Below are 15742 nucleotides of genomic sequence, written 5' to 3' on the forward strand. Positions count from 1 at the left end.
AGCGCGGAACGGATCGGACGCGGACAACTAGCTTAGGCCAGGCGTCTGCCAGGATGTCTGGCCCTACCGCTAAGGTGCCTATCAGGGGACATCCGGGGCCCGATACCGGGCCATCCCGGTACGACGTGTTCCGGGAGGCTGGCGGAGAGGTTGCGAAGGTACGTGCGCAGACAACCGATAGCCGGCACGGGCATCGACGCTCCTGCGGCACCAGAAGTCACGCCGGAGGAGTCCGCCGACGGCGACGGACCGCGCGTCGACGCCCCAGCCATTGCGCCGCAAGGTCCCAGCGGCCTGCGGCGTATAGCGGCGATCGTCGGTACGCCGTCGAACTGGCGGGTCCGGACCAAACTGATCGCGATCCTCGCTGTCCCGATCATCGCCATCCTGGTCAACGCCTCGATCGGGGCCAATACCGTCCTGACCAGCACACGCGACGTCAACCGTGCCCAGGACATGGTGGAAATAAGCCGCGCCGCCACGACTTTGGTGTTCGCGTTGGAGCAGGAGCGCACCTACACGGTCGGCTATGTCGCGTTGCGCAGTGCGCCGGGTTCCTTCGACCGTCTCAAAACGCTGCAGACACAGGTCGACGAGGCGGCGCGGAAGTACGAGGAAAGCGCCAAGGACCAGCAGGACGCCTTCACCGAGCAGACCCGGGCGGCGCTCCAGTCGGTCGCGGACCGGCTGTCGCACCGGGCAAACGTGCGCGCGGCCGCGTTGACCCTGGTCTCGCCGGACTCCGTCCAGGTGGCCTACACCGGCATGATCGACAGTCTCGTCAAACTCGCCGCGCTCATTCCGCAGGGTCAGGATGACGCCACGCTAAACGCCGATGTGGACGCCGTCGACGCCGTCATCCGCGCACGGGAACAACTGGCCGCCCAGCAGGCGCTTATCCACGGAGTTCTCCAGAAGGGGCACTTCGACAACACCGACTACCGCCTGTTCGTGGGCTTCGGCACGGAACGCGAGAGCCAGATTTCCCGTTTCGAGGCGATGGCGAACCCGTCCCAGGCCGGGGTGTATCGGGCGACACTCACCGGTCAGGACGTGTCAGAGACCAGCAATGAAGTACAAATGGTTCTGATCGGACGAATCGGACAACAGCTCGAGCTGGACAGCTCGAAGTGGCTGCAGGCGACCCAGGCCACGATGGATCGCAACGGCAAGGTCATCGCATCCCTCTACGACGACACCAGCAACCGCATCCAGAAACTCCGTTCGAGTATTCAGCGCAACGCGTTGCTGTCCGGACTCCTCATCGTCCTCATCCTGACAACCGCGCTGCTCGCGGCAATGGTCGTCGCCCGCTCCCTGGTGCGCCCCCTGCTCGGGCTGCGCACGGCCGCGCTGGACATCGCCGGCCACCGCCTTCCCGAAGCGGTCCGCCGACTGCGTGACTCCACCGATCAGAACATCGACCCCGACGTCGAACCGGTCGGAATCAACACCGACGAGGAGATCGGCGAAGTCGCCCGCGCATTCGACGAGGTGCACCGGGAAGCCGTCCGCCTCGCGTCCGAACAAGCGGTGCTGCGAAACAACGTCAACGCCATGTTCGTCAACCTGTCCCGACGAAGCCAGGGGCTGGTCGAACGACAGCTGCGACTGATCGACGACCTGGAGAACCGGGAACAGGACCCCGACCAGCTCTCCAACCTGTTCAAGCTCGACCACCTGGCGACCCGTATGCGCCGGAACAACGAAAGCCTCCTGGTGCTCGCCGGCACCGACACGGCACGCAGGTGGACCCACCCCGTGCCCCTCAACGAGGTCGTCCTCGCCGCGATTTCCGAGGTCGAGCAGTACACGAGGGTCAAGCAGACCGCGGCGGCCTCGGTCTCGATCGCCGGAAACGCCGTCAGCGACGTCGTGCACCTCATCGCCGAGCTGCTGGAGAACGCCACGTCCTTCTCTCCCCCGGCGACCGAGGTGCAGGTCAGCAGCCGCTCCCTGGGACCCGGCGCCGGATCGATAATCGAAATCGAAGACCGTGGTATCGGGATGCCCGCCAAGGATCTCGAGCGCATCAACGAACGCCTGGCCAGCCCGCCTGTCATCGACGTGTCGGTGTCCCGCACGATGGGTCTGTTCGCGGTCGGTCGCCTGGCCACCCGGCACGGTATCCGGGTCCAGCTCCGGGAGTCGGCCTCCGGTGGGATCACCGCCGTGATACGTCTGCCGGCCAAGGTCGTGGCTGGCGATCCGGCCTCAGCCACACCGTCGCGCGCCACGGCAGCCCTCACCGCTGGACGCCCGGCGGCCAGCCATCCAGCACTCGACAGCGGCTTTCCCCCCGCGCTGTCCAACGGCAACGCGGTGTCCGACGGGATACCCCTCGGGAACGGCATGTCACGCGGTGAGTCCAACGGCCGCGTGCTCGTGAACGGAAGCACGATCTCCAAGGGCAACAGTCCGCATCCGTCCGATCCGCGCAACGACCCGGAAACGAACCCGCCCCTTCTCTCACCGAACATGAACGGATCCGGCAGCGACCCCGGCTACCACGCCGGACCGGATGACCGGTTCACCGGATCCGCTGATCTCGGACTCGAGAAACTGGACGTGGGTGGCTCCTTCGGCGATGACATCGGCAGCGGTCCTTTGGAGGTCTCCAGAATCACCGCACACCGCCCGAACGCCGATCCCTCCTTCCTGAACGAGTCTCCTCCCGGCGGCTACGAGATCCCTCGCGGACCGGGAACGGGGAGCCACCCCATCCCGGATACCGGTCCGACCTATCTGGACCTGGCAGCCAACACCGGTCCGACAAACATGGATCCAAACAGCTCGGGTCCCGCGAACATCGGTAACACCGACAACACAGGCCCGGCCGGGGCAGCTCCGTCGGTATCGACGGACCGGATCGTCGCGAACGGCGCACGGGGTGCGAGCGCCGGCGAGCCGGCGTCGTTCAGCCGGCAGCCCCCGGCGCCCGCCGCCCAGTTCTTCACGCCCGCTGCCCAGGTGGGGCAACAGTCCGGCGTCATGCCGCCGGGCGGCGCCCACCTCGACTTCGGGCCGGAGCAGGCATCCCCTCCGCTGGACAACCCGTCCTTCGTCAACGCCGTGGAGGAAGCGGCCCCCGACAGGGATGGCGACGACAACGACACAACTCCGATCTTCGATTCGGTCTCCGCGTGGTTCCAGCGGCACTCCCCGGCGTCTCCGCATGCGCTCCCGACCCGGCCCAGGACGCCTGGGCAGTCCCCGCTGGGGCGTCCCGGGCCGGCAGTCCATCGAGGCCCGACGAACCTGCGCGGCGACTCACGGCCGTCGGAGTCCGCCAGCCGGCCGGGCGGGCAGGCCGCTATCACCGCCGGTGGCGAAATCACGCGTCCGCCCTCGCCCTTCCCGCCCTCGCCCTCGCCCTTCCCGGCCTCGGCTCGGGCCTCGCAGCCGACAGCGACGACCGGCCAGGCCGGAACGGGGCCTCCGGCCCCGACACCTACCAACGTCACCATGCCCGTCTGGTCGCCTGCCCCGGCAGAGCCGTTGCCGCCGACCACGGTAGCCACCGGTGTCGCCGAGACCCAGTCCGCTCCGCCGGCTGCCCGGCCCGTATCATGGTCGTCCGCAGCTGACACGGGTTGGCATGCGGCGGAAGCAGCCCGCCAGCCGGCTCCCGGTGGGACGACTCGGGCCGGTCTTCCGTTGCGCGTTCCTATGACCCATCTTGTACCCGGCAGTGCCGAGCCTGGACCACAACGTCAGTCACCGGAGGGACACTCCCGGTCCCCCGAAGCGGTCGGCGGCCGGCTCGCCAGCTTCTACCAAGGTGTCCGGCAGGGCCGCGATACCACCAGGGACGCCGCGCCCACCTCTCGTCGAGACGCCCAGGAGGACGTGTGACGCCCATGAGCTCAGACGCACAGAACCTCAACTGGTTGATTAACAACTTCGTTGACAGAGTTCCCGGTGTCGCGCACACCGTGGTGGTCTCGGCGGACGGTCTGCTCCTGGCGGTGTCGGACGGATTCCCGCGTGACCGGGCGGACCAGCTGGCCGCCGTCGCCTCGGGCCTGGTGAGCCTGACCCAGGGCGCTGCCCGGGTCTTCGAAGCGGGCAACGTGACACAAACGGTCGTCGAGATGGAACATGGTTTTCTGTTCATCATGGCGATCAGTGACGGAGCAAGTATGGCGGTTCTCGCCGCACCGTCATGCGACATCGGGCTTGTGGGGTATGAGATGGCGCTGCTGGTAACCCGAACCACCGACGTGCTTACCCCGGCACTACGGGCCGAACTGCAGGGGATCCTTCCGCGGTGAACCGACGGAAGCACAGGGGGTCAGGGTGAGCAGCGATCCCGCGAATGCCCCAGGGCCGGTTGTCCGTCCCTACGCGATGACCGGTGGTCGGACGCGTTCACGATACGAACTCGCCATCGAGGCGCTTGTCGTCACGACGTCCCTTGGCGAGGAACGGGCAATCGAACTTGCCCTTGAGCAACAAACAATCGCCGCCATGTGTCGGCAGGTGCGATCAATTGCGGAGATCGCCGCCGGCCTGCGGGTTCCCCTCGGAGTTGCAAGGGTACTGGTGGGTGACATGGCGGACGAAGGTTACGTCCGGGTGCACCAACAACCCGACCGCGACGAGGCGCCGGATCTCGCGCTGCTCGAAAGGGTTCTCAGTGGCCTTCGAAAGCTCTGACCGTAGGCGGGTAAACTCCTCCGTCGCCACCACCTCGGTCAAGATCGTCGTCGCTGGTGGTTTCGGTGCCGGCAAGACAACCTTCGTCGGATCGGTGTCCGAGATTGTGCCCCTGCGTACCGAGGCTGTTATGACCGAAGCCGGGGCGCACGTCGACGACCTGACCCATATCTCCGACAAGACGACGACCACGGTCGCGATGGACTTCGGCCGGGTCTCCTTGGACGAAGATCTGATCCTCTATCTGTTCGGCACGCCGGGACAGTACCGATTCTGGTTCATGTGGGACGACATCGTGCGTGGCGCGATCGGTGCCATTGTCCTGGCCGACACCCGGCGACTCGCCGACTGTTTCGCCGCCGTGGACTACTTCGAACAGCGCCAGCTGCCCTTCGTCGTCGGCGTGAACTGTTTCGACGGAATTCTGCGGCATTCCATCGACGACGTCCGGGAAGCCCTGCAGATCACCCAGGGCGTGCCGATCATCACCTGCGACGCACGCAACCGTCACTCGACGAAAAGCGCGTTGATTGCGGTGGTGGAACACACGATGTCACGAGCGGTAGCGAGAACCTGACCACATATCCGACAAGCACGAACCCGGCCCGCACATGACCTCGCAGGAGATGGGGCCGGCAACCTCGGTCCGGCTCACCGCGTCCGGCCAGAGCCCAGTTAAGCTGGCCGAAAAGCGCCCGGTCGTGGTCGTTCCCGCCCCGTCGGGGCCCCGGGAAATCCAGGAGACTGCCGGGCAACGGCCGGCAGACAGTTGTTTACTCAGGCTCCCTGGACAGCCTTGGTATAAGGCAGCAGCTTTCCTGGTTGCGCGGCAATATTCTTGATCGTTTCGTCGCCGACGATGACCAGACTGTAGCTGGAGCCGTCCGTCCGCCACTGTCCCCCGACCAGGGGTGTTTTCGCCACGTTCTTGGGGATGTCAGCCGACCCACCGAAGCCGACCGGCCCCACGATCGTGTTGACGCGCAGCTTTCCGATCGCCGCCGCCAATGCCGCCCGGTCACCGGGGGAACCGACCTGCGCCAGCGCCTCCGTGGCAACCTCATAGAGCGCGTGCACGAAGCCGAGGGTCTGCACCCAGGGGGCGCCGGTCCTGTCCGTGAAGTCCTTGGCAAGCGCCTCCGGGGTGCCCCCGGTCAACGAACTGCGGAATTGGTGATAGGGCGACCACCAGACCTCGGTACCAAGATTGTTACCATCCCGACCGAGCGCATGGACCGACTGCGGGAACAGCAGCGCCTTGGCGACCGTAATAATCTTCGGGCTGAAGTTCTGCGACACCGCCTTCTCCCAGAAAAGCGCGAAGTCCGACGGTGGCAGCACCCCGGTCAGGATATCCACGCCCGCGTCCTTGAACATGTTCACCTGTTGGGTGAAGTCCAGGGTGCCGGCGGCAAAGGAAGGGGGAGTCACACGTGTGTAACCCGCACCGGTCATGGCCGGTGGAAACCCGATAATCGGATCGGCGAACGCTCTGCCGTCGGCGTCATTGGGCCAGAGCACGCCGACCTTCTTGTTGGTGGGCAGCTGCGCCCACATGCCCCGGTAGACCCTGATCACGTCCTCAAGACCCCAGAAGAAGTGATAGGTCCACTTGAACGGATGGGCCGGGTCACCACCGCGGCCGTTGAACCACGACTGCCACGGAGCCGCCGTGGAAATGCAGGGCATCTCGTTTGCCTCGCACTGGTCCGAGACCGGGTTGATGGTTTCCGGTGTGGAGGCGACGAGAACGATGTCCACCTGATCGGTGAAAATCAGATCGCCGGCCGCCTGGGCCGCGCGGTTCTGGTCGGACTGGCTGTCCCGAACGATGATCTCGACCGGGTAGGTACGCGAGCCGATGATCATCCCGCCCTGGCGTTGGAAGAAGGTCCGGATGGACTCGGTGACATACCTGTCCGCGGCACCGAACGCGGACAATGCGCCAGTCTGCGGGCTGACATAGCCGATCCTGATGGCTCGCTTTGCCTTCGACCCACCGCCGGACCCGCCACCACAGGCGGCAAGGGGCAGCCCGGCAGCCGTCATGCCAGCCAGGGTCAGCAGTTTGCGGCGATTCAGGGAAGAGCCACCGGAATCATCCTGCCGGTCCGGGACCGACCTGCCCGGGCCGGTCATAACGAAGCCGTCGGCATCCGACAAAACATCGCCAGGTCGTCCCTGTCCAGCGCGTGTCGGGCAGTCAGATCGGAGCATGACTCCTGATCCTGCCGCACGCCGGTTCAAACCCGGGCACTGGGTCCTGGTCAACACGCACCAGACGAGATCGGGGACGGAAGGTTCCCCGCCACCTAGCGGGCCCGAAGGCGGCGTGATGATGTCTCTTTCGCGCCGTCGGAGGCTAGTTGATCGCGCACCACCGATTCGAACCGTCCTTGAAGGTCAGAAAACCGGCGTCCTTCCCGGCGTCGCCGTCCCGCACGCGGTCGACGAACAGCGCCTTGACGTCCTTCAGCGGACCACCGGTGAACTGGATATCGGTAAAAATCACGGTATCGGTACTCAAACTGTTCTTTGTGATCGAGTAGGTACCCTGCTGATCGTCCCAGAGGTAGCTGCCGCTTGCGCGTGCGACGACGAACTTGTTCGGCAGCGCGGCAAGTAGCCGGAGGTCCGCGCCATCGGCCCGATAGCAGCGATAGGTGCCGTCGACCAGTGCCAGGCCGGTAGCAGCGTCCGGATTGCTTGTGGCCGGTGTCGCGGAGCCCACGGCTGGAGATGTGGGAGAGATGGGAGTCACCGGCTTCTCCTGCGCCGCCGGAGGGGCGTCCTCCCCACCTGACAGCAGGACGTACAGCCCAATCGCGACCAGGGACACCAGCGCCGCGACAACCAACGGACCAACCCACCCACGCCGATGGCTCGCCAGGAATCCCGGGCTGCCGTCGCCGTCGATGTCGCCGAGATCCGGCCCACCGCGCAGGCCGACCATACGGCCTCCAGCGCGTTTCACGGCTGCCGACGCCCTCGACCGTTGCTCCGGCTCCCGCGCCATGGTGTTCGCGAAAGCAGCCCGCGAGGAGGAAACCCGTGGTGTCGTCGTACCCGCCCGACCCGCCTTCTTACGGACAGTGCTGGAAGGCTTCCAGCCATCGTCATTATCGGGATCGGTGTCATACGGGCCGGTGTCGTGCGGGCCGGTGTCCGGCGCAGAGCCTGTCCTTGACAGTGCCGTGGTCATCTCCGACAGTGACTGCCCCAGCGCTGTGGATGGCACGATCGGAGACGACGGCTCATTGCCCCGAGGGGTCCTCGACCGGAGGGCATCAGTGGTTCGCAGGACAGGGTCGATGCGCTGCCCCGCGGATCCGGTGAAGGAAGGATCCGGCTCAGCGGAGTCCGCGAAGGCTCCCCCGTCCGGCACACCGACGGCGGGCATCCCGGCCCCGGGCATCGCTGACGACGACCTGGACGCGGTGCGTGAGCGCATCCGGACGGGAACGAGTGGATCAACCGCAGAAGCAGCCGAGCCACGGTAGGCCGGCGGGAGAAGCACGGCCCGGTCGTTGCTACTGTCTGCTCTCCCAGCAGTCGGCCGGGGTACGTCAGGCGTCGCTGGAGCATCATCGTCCACACCGGGACCACGGACAGCGGGCCGGGAAGCCCCGGAATCGGGATATCCACCCGACCGGTGGCCGACTGGAGTCGGGCCGTTGACCCTGGTGACCGGGCCCCCGTCCAAGGGGTTGCCCCGGTCGGTGAGAGAGGGGTTCAGTCCGGCAGAGGGCACGCGTCCGCGATCACGCAGCTGCGCCGCCCTGATCGGACCATCTGCCGAGTAGGGCCTCGACCCGTCCCCCGGCCCGGCGGACGGGTCGACGGTGTCCGGCTGCCGGGCCGGGAAACCACGATCACCACCCGCGGACGCCGGGTAACCGGCTGGGCGGCCCGCCAATCCGTAACCGTTCACTGGACGGTCGCTTCCGTAACGCTCCAAAACGTTGCCGGAATCCGACGCGCCGTTACCGCCGGGTCCGGAGATGCCGTACTCGGCCAGCCCACGGGCGGGGGAGGATCCGGCGCTCCCCGCGAAGCCGCTGCCTGGCGGTACGCCGGCCGGCGACACCCGGCCGGGCAGCGACTGCGGACCGCCGGGCTGGCGCTCGTCCACCCTGGCCGCGCCCGTGTCGAGCCGACGGCGGTCGGGCTGACCGCCACCGGAAAAGGCACCGCCAGCCGGAAGGGCACCGCGGCCGCCGCCGTCACGCGGGCGGTTCCGATGGCCGTCGGCGGAGCTCAGAACGTCGGGGTAACGCGAACCGAACCCGCGCAGAACACCGGGCTGACGGTCGTCAGCCCCGGCCTCATGCACGCTCGTCGGTTCCAAGACGGGCTGCCAGGGATGACCGGCACCCTGGCCGGTGGTTCCCTGACCGGTGGATCCCTGACCGGTGTCGGGAGGGCCGGTGTCACGCTGGGAGACAGCGGCGTGATCGGTGCCTTCCACGGACAGATCCCAGCCACCGCCGTAGCCGCCGGTCACACCCGTTACGGGATCACCACCGCCGGGGAACCCGCCTGCCCGCGGATCGCGCAGGACCGGCTGGGAGGGATAACCGGGCAAGGTCGGTCGGTCGTGACTGGCGGAGACGTCGAACGGATCAGGCGCGGAAAAAGCACGGTCGCGCCATTGCTGGCCTGACGGTTCCTGGGAACCGGGCCAATCCGGCGTCGGAACCGGAGGGGGAACCGGAGGGGGCCAGTCGTCGGCCTCCCCGACCCGCTCGACCGCGAAGAAGTCGTCCGCGCTCCGCCCCGGTGCACCGGCAGGCTCAGGAGGGCCTGTCACCGGGCCGCCCGAATCACCGGTCGGCGCCGATGGACGCCACGCCCCGGCAACGGCGTCCCATGCCCACGCGCCATTGTCGCTCAACCAGAGCCCATCGGTGGGCATGTCCTGCCCCCTAGGTCCAGGTAAAGGGCTTGTGTGCCCGCGAAAACCTGCGCGCCCCCGAAACACCAGAAATATGGACGAACGTAGCGTACACCAGCGTTCGCCATCAGGCGCTCACGCACTGATCGGAGATCTCACGGATGATCCTGGTCGTCTCCGGCGAATTCACGTTTTTGTTGAGGGCCTCGTACTGGTCCTGCGGGTAGCCGGCTTCCAGCTTCTCCAGAGTGCATGTGCAGTAGGCCCGAAGTCCGTTACTGACCTGCATGCACTCCTGCAGGTAGGCCGTACGCAGCGGTTCGCTGTACCGCAGGGGCCCGCCGGTCACCGCGCCCGTGGAGGGGCCCGCGGTGGCCTCGACCGGCGCACCGACCGCCACGTCCCCCCCGCCCCCGCCGAAAATCAGATACCCGCCGACACCCACCAGGAGCATCAGCACCGCTGCCGTACCGATCAGTACACGACGCGGTAGCACGGTGACCGACGACAGGACCCGGGCCATCCGTCCCGCAGGCTCCGGGGAGACGTCGTGACCGCCCGGACCGGACCGGGCTGCCGACGCCTGGCGACCAGCCCGGCGCCTGCGGTGCTGGCTGCGCGCGCCGGCCGGGGCCCGCGGGTGGGATCCCAGCTCGTCGGTACCGGTATCAGAGCCGGGTGCGCCACCGTCCCGGGAAGGTCCGAGTGAGATGACGTCCACCACGCCGAACGGCCCGGGCAGTCCTTGGACAGCCTCACCGGGCTGAGCGATCTCGCTTGTAGCCGAGGCATCGACGGTGCCGAAGCTCGTCGCCGGTCCCATCCCCGGATCGGACTCGCGGAACGGATAGCCCTGCCAGGAGGACCCGTAAGCGGTTGCGACGCTGGTGTCGGTCCCGACCACACCGATCCGGGTATCACCGTCCTGAAACGGCCATCCACCCGGCCCGCCCTGCCCGCTCGGCAGCAGCGTGTCGACGCCCGCCCGTGCGGTGTCCCGGGCATCAGCCTGCACCGGCTCCGACCAGGCCGCGCCCGGCAACGGTGTCTCGTCCGAAACGGACCAGCCCGACGTGCCCTGCGACGGGTGTCCCACCGCGAACTCCCAGGTGGCGTCGGCTGGGGCAACGTCGCCGATGACATCGCCGATGACGTCGTCGGCGACACTGCCACTGGCGATACCGGCATCCCCGACAACAGCCCCGGAGATCGTGGATTCGGTGGGATGCGGCGCCGACGGCTGCCACGTCTGGGCTGCCTCATCCCAGATGTATGAACCATCATCGCTGACCCAGCGACCGTGCTCGTCGATGCGCATGTGTCATCCTTCGGACCGAAACAGACGGTTCCAGGGTGCCATGCTGCCTGAAGAGAGCTTCACCCCGGATCCGGTACGGATCCGGAAGCAGCCCGAAACGCCCGCCAGGAGATCAAGGGCACGAGCGCCGCGCGATCATCGCTGTTCGCGCGGCCGGGAGGCCCCAGGTGGCCGGCTGCCGAAACACGAACGGGTGCCGGATGAACTTGGTAGCGGGTCAGCAAGACGTCGAGGTGACCAGCACGTCGGCCTTCTGCAACTCCTTGAGCGTGGCGTAACCGGTCGTCGCCATCGCTGTCCGCAGCGCACCGGCGAGATCCAGAGTACCGGGGTTCACCGACGCGGGGCCCAGCAGGATCTCCCGCAATGTTCCGGCGACCGGAACATGCTCCCAGGTGCCTCGCGGCAGACGGGAGTGCAGGACGTCCATGGACCAGTAGCCGCCCCGGCCGGGCGCCTCGGCCGCGGCGGCCAGCGGCACGTCGAGCATGACCGCGTCGGCGCCGCAGGCGATGGCCTTGGCGACGTCACCGCCGGTCCGCATACCCCCGTGGGCGATGACGTGGACGTATCGACCGCCGGACTCGTCCAGATAGCGCATGCGCGCGCCGGCCGCGTCCGCGATGGCGGTCGCCATCGGGACCCCGACTCCCAGCACCGCCCTGGTCGTGTCCGCGCCACCGGGACCGACTCCGACGATCACACCGGCGGCGCCGGTGCGCATCAGGTGCAGGGCGGTCGAGAAGGACGCGCATCCGCCCACCAGGACGGGCACGTCGAGCTCACCGATGAACCGCTTGAGGTTCAACGGTTCGGTCCTTCTCGACTGGTGCTCGGCCGAGACGGCCGTCGCATGGATGACGAGCAGGTCGACCCCGGCCTCGAGCAGGAACGGGTACAGCGCCTTGACCCGTTGGGGGCGCAGCGCGGCAGCTGTGACCACGCCGGCATCCCGGATCTCCGTCAGTCGCTTGACGACCAGCTCGGGCCGGATCGGCGCGGTGTAGAGCTCGCGCAGGCGCCGGCCGGCCGCGTCCGCGCCGAGGGTGGAGATTTCCTCCAGCAGCGGCTCCGGCTCCTCATGCCTGCTCCACACCCCCTCGACATGGACGACACCGAGGCCACCGATGGCTCCCATGCTGACAGCGGTGGCCGGTGAGGTCACCGCATCCGCGGGGGCGGTCACCACTGGCAGGTCGAAGCGGTAGGCGTCGATCTCCCAGGTCAGCGAGACGTCCGCGGGGTCGCGCGTCCGTCTCGACGGCACGATGCCCAGCGCGTCCAGGCCGAAGCCGACCCGACCGCTCTTACCGATACCGATCTCGACCTCAGCCACTGTGTCCTCTAGCCACTGTGTCCTCTCACCGGCATCACCGGCAACCAGCTCACCGGTACTTCCGGCAACCATGTCACTTTAAGTAAAAAAACCAACACAAAACTGGCCGGCGGAATCAGGAGCAACCCTCTTACCCCCAGCCGAACGACGTTCACCTCACCGTGAGTTGTAATTCGGTGCCTCGACGGTCATCTGAATGTCGTGCGGGTGGCTCTCCTTCAGGCCTGCCGTGGTGATGCGCACAAGCCGGCTGTCCTGCTGCAGGGCGGCGATCGTCGGCGAGCCGGTGTAGCCCATGGCCGCCCGCAGGCCGCCGACCAGCTGGTGGGCCACCGCGACCAACGGCCCCCGATACGGAACCTGCCCCTCGACGCCCTGCGGCACGAGCTTGTCGTCGGAGAGAACGTCGTCCTGGAAGTAGCGGTCCTTCGAGTAGGAGCGGGTGGTGCCCCGGGTGCGCATCGCGCCCAACGACCCCATCCCACGGTATGCCTTGTACTGCTTGCCGTTGATGAAAATCAACTCGCCGGGACTCTCGTCGACCCCGGCCAGCAGGCTGCCGAGCATCACCGTGTCCGCACCGACCGCGATCGCCTTGGCGATGTCCCCGGAGTACTGCATCCCGCCGTCACCGATCACAGGGATGCCGTGCTCCCGGGCGACCTGCGCGCATTCGTAGATCGCGGTGACCTGCGGCACGCCGACCCCCGCCACCACCCTTGTGGTGCAGATCGAGCCAGGCCCGACCCCCACCTTGATGGCGTCGGCACCCGCCTCCACCAGCGCGCGAGCGCCGTCCGCGGTCGCGACGTTGCCCGCGACGACGTCGAGGGGGCCGCCGTCGACCCTGGTCGGCAGGTCGGCCTTGATACGGCGCACCATGTCCAGTACGGCCCGGGCATGGCCGTGGGCGGTGTCGACGACCAGGAAGTCGACCGCCGCGCTCACCAGCGCCTGGGCGCGCTTGTAGGCGTCCTCCCCCACCCCGATGGCGGCGCCGACCACGAGACGGCCGTCCGCGTCCTTGGTCGCCTGCGGGTACTGCTCACGCTTGGTGAAGTCCTTGACGGTGATCAGCCCACGCAGGCGCCCGCGGTCGTCCACCAGGGGAAGCTTTTCAATCTTGTGTTGCCGCAGCAGGGCCAAGGCGTCGTCAGCCGACACACCCACAGGTGCCGTGACAAGCGACATCGGAGTCATCACGGCACGTACCGGCTGGGAATGGTTTCGCTCGAACCGGATATCACGGTTGGTCACGATGCCGACGAGCCGGCCATCGGGTTCGGTCACCGGGACGCCGGATATCCGGTACCGGGCCATCAGCTCGTTGGCCTCTTCAATGGTGGCGTCCGGGCCGCAGGTGATGGGAGCGGTGATCATTCCCGATTCGGAACGCTTCACCATGTCGACCTGCTGCGCCTGGTCGTCCACGGAAAGATTCCGATGCAGCACACCCACCCCGCCCTGCCGGGCCATCGCGATCGCCATCCGCGACTCGGTGACGGTGTCCATCGCCGAGGACAGCATCGGAATGGCGAGCCGGATATGGCGGGACAACCGCGTGGACGTGTCCGCGTCCGACGGCATGACGTTCGATTCCGCCGGGAGCAGCAGCACATCGTCGAAGGTCAGCCCCAGCGTGGCCAGCTTCGTTGGCAACGCCGGTCCCGGATCGGACACGGCAGGCCGGACAATGGGACTATTCATGGCACCTTCCGTTCACGCTTCGTCACCTGCCGTGCCGGTATTGCACCTGCACGCACTTCCCGGCCCCTGCGCGACAACCCACCCCGCCCGCAGCGCCGGCCCCGCCGTCCACTCCGCTGTCGCCGATCCGCTGTCGCCGACTCCCACCATCGACCGGCGCGACCGGACACCAGCACGAGCTCCAAGCTTTACATGCTAGCCGGCCAAAGGGCACGCGATCATGACTTTTCACGCGCCCGGAGGCCGCAGGGAACCTCGCTGACCAAAGGACATCCGATCACAGGCTTCCCACGGTGAAATGATCATGGCTTTTCGGCGGCGTCCGCGATATCGCATGCACCAAAACAGCTCGCAGTCACGGTAAAGAGGCAATACGAGCACACATCAGCGCTCGGAGTCGCCGATCGGGACCACTAAGCGGCTCAGTCCGGCGTAGCGTGGTCGGCGTGAGCAACGAGCCTCTCGACCCCTTCGCGGGCGACCCCGAGGATCCGACCGCAGAGCTCGCACGCCTAGACCCGGTCGAGGACACCGATCTGCTGGAGCCTCTGTCGCAGCAAGAGCGTGAGGAGGTACTCGCCGAACTCGGTGATCTCGACGTTTTCCGGACCCTGTTGGAACCCCGCGGCTACCGTGGTCTCGTCGTCGACTGCGAGGGATGCGCAGAGCCGCACTTCTTCAGCTGGGATCTTCTTACCGGGAATCTGCGCCATCTGCTCGATGAGGGACGCACCCGGGTACACGAGCCCGCGTATGCTCCGGATCCCTCCTTCTACGTCAGCTGGGACTACGCACGCGGCTATGCCGACGGCGTCTACGAGACAAGCGAGGCGTCGGAAGCCGACTCGCGCTAACCGCCACTCCGTCCAGCGAAGCTGGGGCCTGTGGATCGCGCCAGCGCGGCAGGCGGTCCACAAGGGTGCGCAACGAGGTGACAGCACTGGATCCACATCACTTTCCCACGACAGATCACCAACAGCAGCCCGCCCCTCCACCAGGGATTCCCAAATCGTCGCGAAACAACCCAACGTTCCACCTCTTCCACGTGACGACCAACCCACCACGCCAGGGGTCCCAGATCGCGGCGAAGCCGCTATTTGGGGGAAAGCAGATCGAGTGCTTCGGACAGGGACTGTGCGTACCCGACCTGTGATGTAAGGACTGACCTGCGCCAGCCCGGGCCTCCTACGACGATCGACGTCGGCGGCCGGGTCGTCGGTAAACCACGCCACGTCGCGACATCCGCCGAGGCTCGGCGTTGGGACCAGAGGAATACCGCGGCTGGTCCGGTACGTACGACCGCGGTCCGCAGTGCGGCGATCGGTACCGCGGCTCCGAGGAGACGAACGGGTACCCCTCGTTCAGCCAGCCCAGCCGCGATCGCATTGAGGGCAAGGCTGTGCTGCTCGTCCGGGGTGCACGCGAGCAGCACCGGACGGGTGTGGACATCCACGTCACGATCTGCCGCACGGCGGAAAACCGTCACGATGCACTCGCTCAGCAGATGCTCGACATCGACTGCGTCCCCACGCAGTTCCCACCGCCGGCCGACCGCGACGAGGACCGGACACGCCAGGTCCTGCCATGTGGCGACCACGCCGTCGGTCTCGATCGCCTGAGCCAGGATGCGGGTCACCGCGGACGAGTCGAGTGCCATGGCCGCGCGGGCGAGACCTCGAGCCGCAATACTGGCACCCGCGAGCGACAGGACCCGACCGCCTGAACCTCGCGCTTCGGTCATGAGCTCGGGTTCGGGTTCGGCCATCGCTGCGGGCCCGGTGACGACGGCGGGCCCGGTCATGACCGTGGGCCCGGAGATGTTCTCGGC

At 67.3% G+C, this 15742-nt stretch carries 13 protein-coding genes; 7 read left to right on the forward strand and 6 right to left on the reverse strand.

Going from position 1 to position 15742, the window contains the following annotated elements; all coding sequences use genetic code 11:
* Positions 1 to 162: 162 nt before the first annotated feature.
* The 4 genes from CV1CTNOD_RS20485 to CV1CTNOD_RS20500 are packed head-to-tail and all read left to right on the forward strand — an operon-like array spanning position 163 to position 5236.
* A complete protein-coding gene (locus CV1CTNOD_RS20485) occupies positions 163 to 3855 on the forward strand; it encodes a sensor histidine kinase (protein WP_131787616.1) in 3693 nt (1230 codons plus the stop codon).
* On the forward strand, positions 3852 to 4274 hold the full coding sequence (locus tag CV1CTNOD_RS20490) for a roadblock/LC7 domain-containing protein (protein ID WP_131768493.1): 423 nt from the start codon (positions 3852 to 3854) through the stop codon (positions 4272 to 4274). Before CV1CTNOD_RS20485 ends, CV1CTNOD_RS20490 begins: the two co-directional genes overlap by 4 nt.
* Positions 4275 to 4299: 25 nt before the next feature.
* Positions 4300 to 4659, forward strand: coding sequence for a DUF742 domain-containing protein (locus CV1CTNOD_RS20495; RefSeq protein WP_131787617.1), 360 nt, complete (start codon positions 4300 to 4302; stop codon positions 4657 to 4659).
* Positions 4640 to 5236 (forward strand): GTP-binding protein, encoded by a 597-nt coding sequence (locus tag CV1CTNOD_RS20500; RefSeq protein WP_131768495.1) that lies wholly within the window; start codon positions 4640 to 4642, stop codon positions 5234 to 5236. The genes CV1CTNOD_RS20495 and CV1CTNOD_RS20500 overlap by 20 nt, the downstream gene beginning before the upstream one ends.
* 200 nt (positions 5237 to 5436) lie before the next feature.
* On the opposite strand, the gene CV1CTNOD_RS20505 is transcribed toward CV1CTNOD_RS20500, so the two are convergent.
* Both CV1CTNOD_RS20505 and CV1CTNOD_RS20510 read right to left on the reverse strand, forming a co-directional pair.
* Complete coding sequence (locus CV1CTNOD_RS20505) at positions 5437 to 6708, reverse strand: ABC transporter substrate-binding protein (RefSeq protein WP_207386576.1); 1272 nt, start codon at positions 6706 to 6708, stop codon at positions 5437 to 5439.
* A 313-nt stretch (positions 6709 to 7021) separates the two neighbouring features.
* Positions 7022 to 7633, reverse strand: coding sequence for a hypothetical protein (locus CV1CTNOD_RS20510; RefSeq protein ID WP_207386577.1), 612 nt, complete (start codon positions 7631 to 7633; stop codon positions 7022 to 7024).
* A gap of 337 nt (positions 7634 to 7970) precedes the next feature.
* Here CV1CTNOD_RS20510 and CV1CTNOD_RS25915 point away from each other — a divergent pair, with 337 nt between their 5' ends.
* Entirely contained in the window at positions 7971 to 8159 is a 189-nt protein-coding gene (locus tag CV1CTNOD_RS25915) for a hypothetical protein (protein ID WP_131787620.1), read from the forward strand.
* Between the two features lie 152 nt (positions 8160 to 8311).
* Positions 8312 to 9322: a hypothetical protein gene (locus CV1CTNOD_RS20520; protein WP_131787621.1), complete on the forward strand. Its 1011-nt coding sequence runs from the start codon at positions 8312 to 8314 to the stop codon at positions 9320 to 9322.
* Between the two features lie 358 nt (positions 9323 to 9680).
* On the opposite strand, the gene CV1CTNOD_RS20525 is transcribed toward CV1CTNOD_RS20520, so the two are convergent.
* The 3 genes from CV1CTNOD_RS20525 to guaB all read right to left on the reverse strand — a co-directional run bounded on the left by CV1CTNOD_RS20525 (position 9681) and on the right by guaB (position 13914).
* On the reverse strand, positions 9681 to 10871 hold the full coding sequence (locus CV1CTNOD_RS20525; protein ID WP_131787622.1) for a hypothetical protein: 1191 nt from the start codon (positions 10869 to 10871) through the stop codon (positions 9681 to 9683).
* Between the two features lie 217 nt (positions 10872 to 11088).
* The gene (locus CV1CTNOD_RS20530) at positions 11089 to 12207 is read right to left on the reverse strand and encodes a GuaB3 family IMP dehydrogenase-related protein (RefSeq protein WP_131787623.1); all 1119 of its coding nucleotides are present in this window, start codon (positions 12205 to 12207) and stop codon (positions 11089 to 11091) included.
* 156 nt (positions 12208 to 12363) lie between these two features.
* Entirely contained in the window at positions 12364 to 13914 is a 1551-nt protein-coding gene (guaB, locus tag CV1CTNOD_RS20535; RefSeq protein ID WP_131787624.1) for an IMP dehydrogenase, read from the reverse strand.
* 437 nt (positions 13915 to 14351) lie between these two features.
* On the opposite strand from guaB, the gene CV1CTNOD_RS20540 reads away from it, so the two are divergent.
* Complete coding sequence (locus CV1CTNOD_RS20540) at positions 14352 to 14768, forward strand: DUF5319 family protein (protein WP_131787625.1); 417 nt, start codon at positions 14352 to 14354, stop codon at positions 14766 to 14768.
* A 239-nt stretch (positions 14769 to 15007) separates the two neighbouring features.
* On the opposite strand, the gene CV1CTNOD_RS20545 is transcribed toward CV1CTNOD_RS20540, so the two are convergent.
* The coding region (locus CV1CTNOD_RS20545) for a B12-binding domain-containing protein (protein ID WP_165485650.1) at positions 15008 to 15742 on the reverse strand (735 nt) is incomplete at its 5' end.

It is taken from the genome of Protofrankia symbiont of Coriaria ruscifolia, from assembly GCF_900634745.1.
Taxonomy (GTDB): Bacteria; Actinomycetota; Actinomycetes; order Frankiales; family Frankiaceae; genus Protofrankia; species Protofrankia californiensis.

Coding starts and splice junctions, on each gene's coding strand:
- CV1CTNOD_RS20505 (WP_207386576.1), bottom strand. CDS start 6,708: ATGACGGCTGCCGGGCTGCCCCTTGCCGCCTGTGGTGGCGGGTCCGGC.
- CV1CTNOD_RS25915 (WP_131787620.1), top strand. CDS start 7,971: ATGCGCTGCCCCGCGGATCCGGTGAAGGAAGGATCCGGCTCAGCGGAG.
- CV1CTNOD_RS20525 (WP_131787622.1), bottom strand. CDS start 10,871: ATGCGCATCGACGAGCACGGTCGCTGGGTCAGCGATGATGGTTCATAC.
- guaB (WP_131787624.1), bottom strand. CDS start 13,914: ATGAATAGTCCCATTGTCCGGCCTGCCGTGTCCGATCCGGGACCGGCG.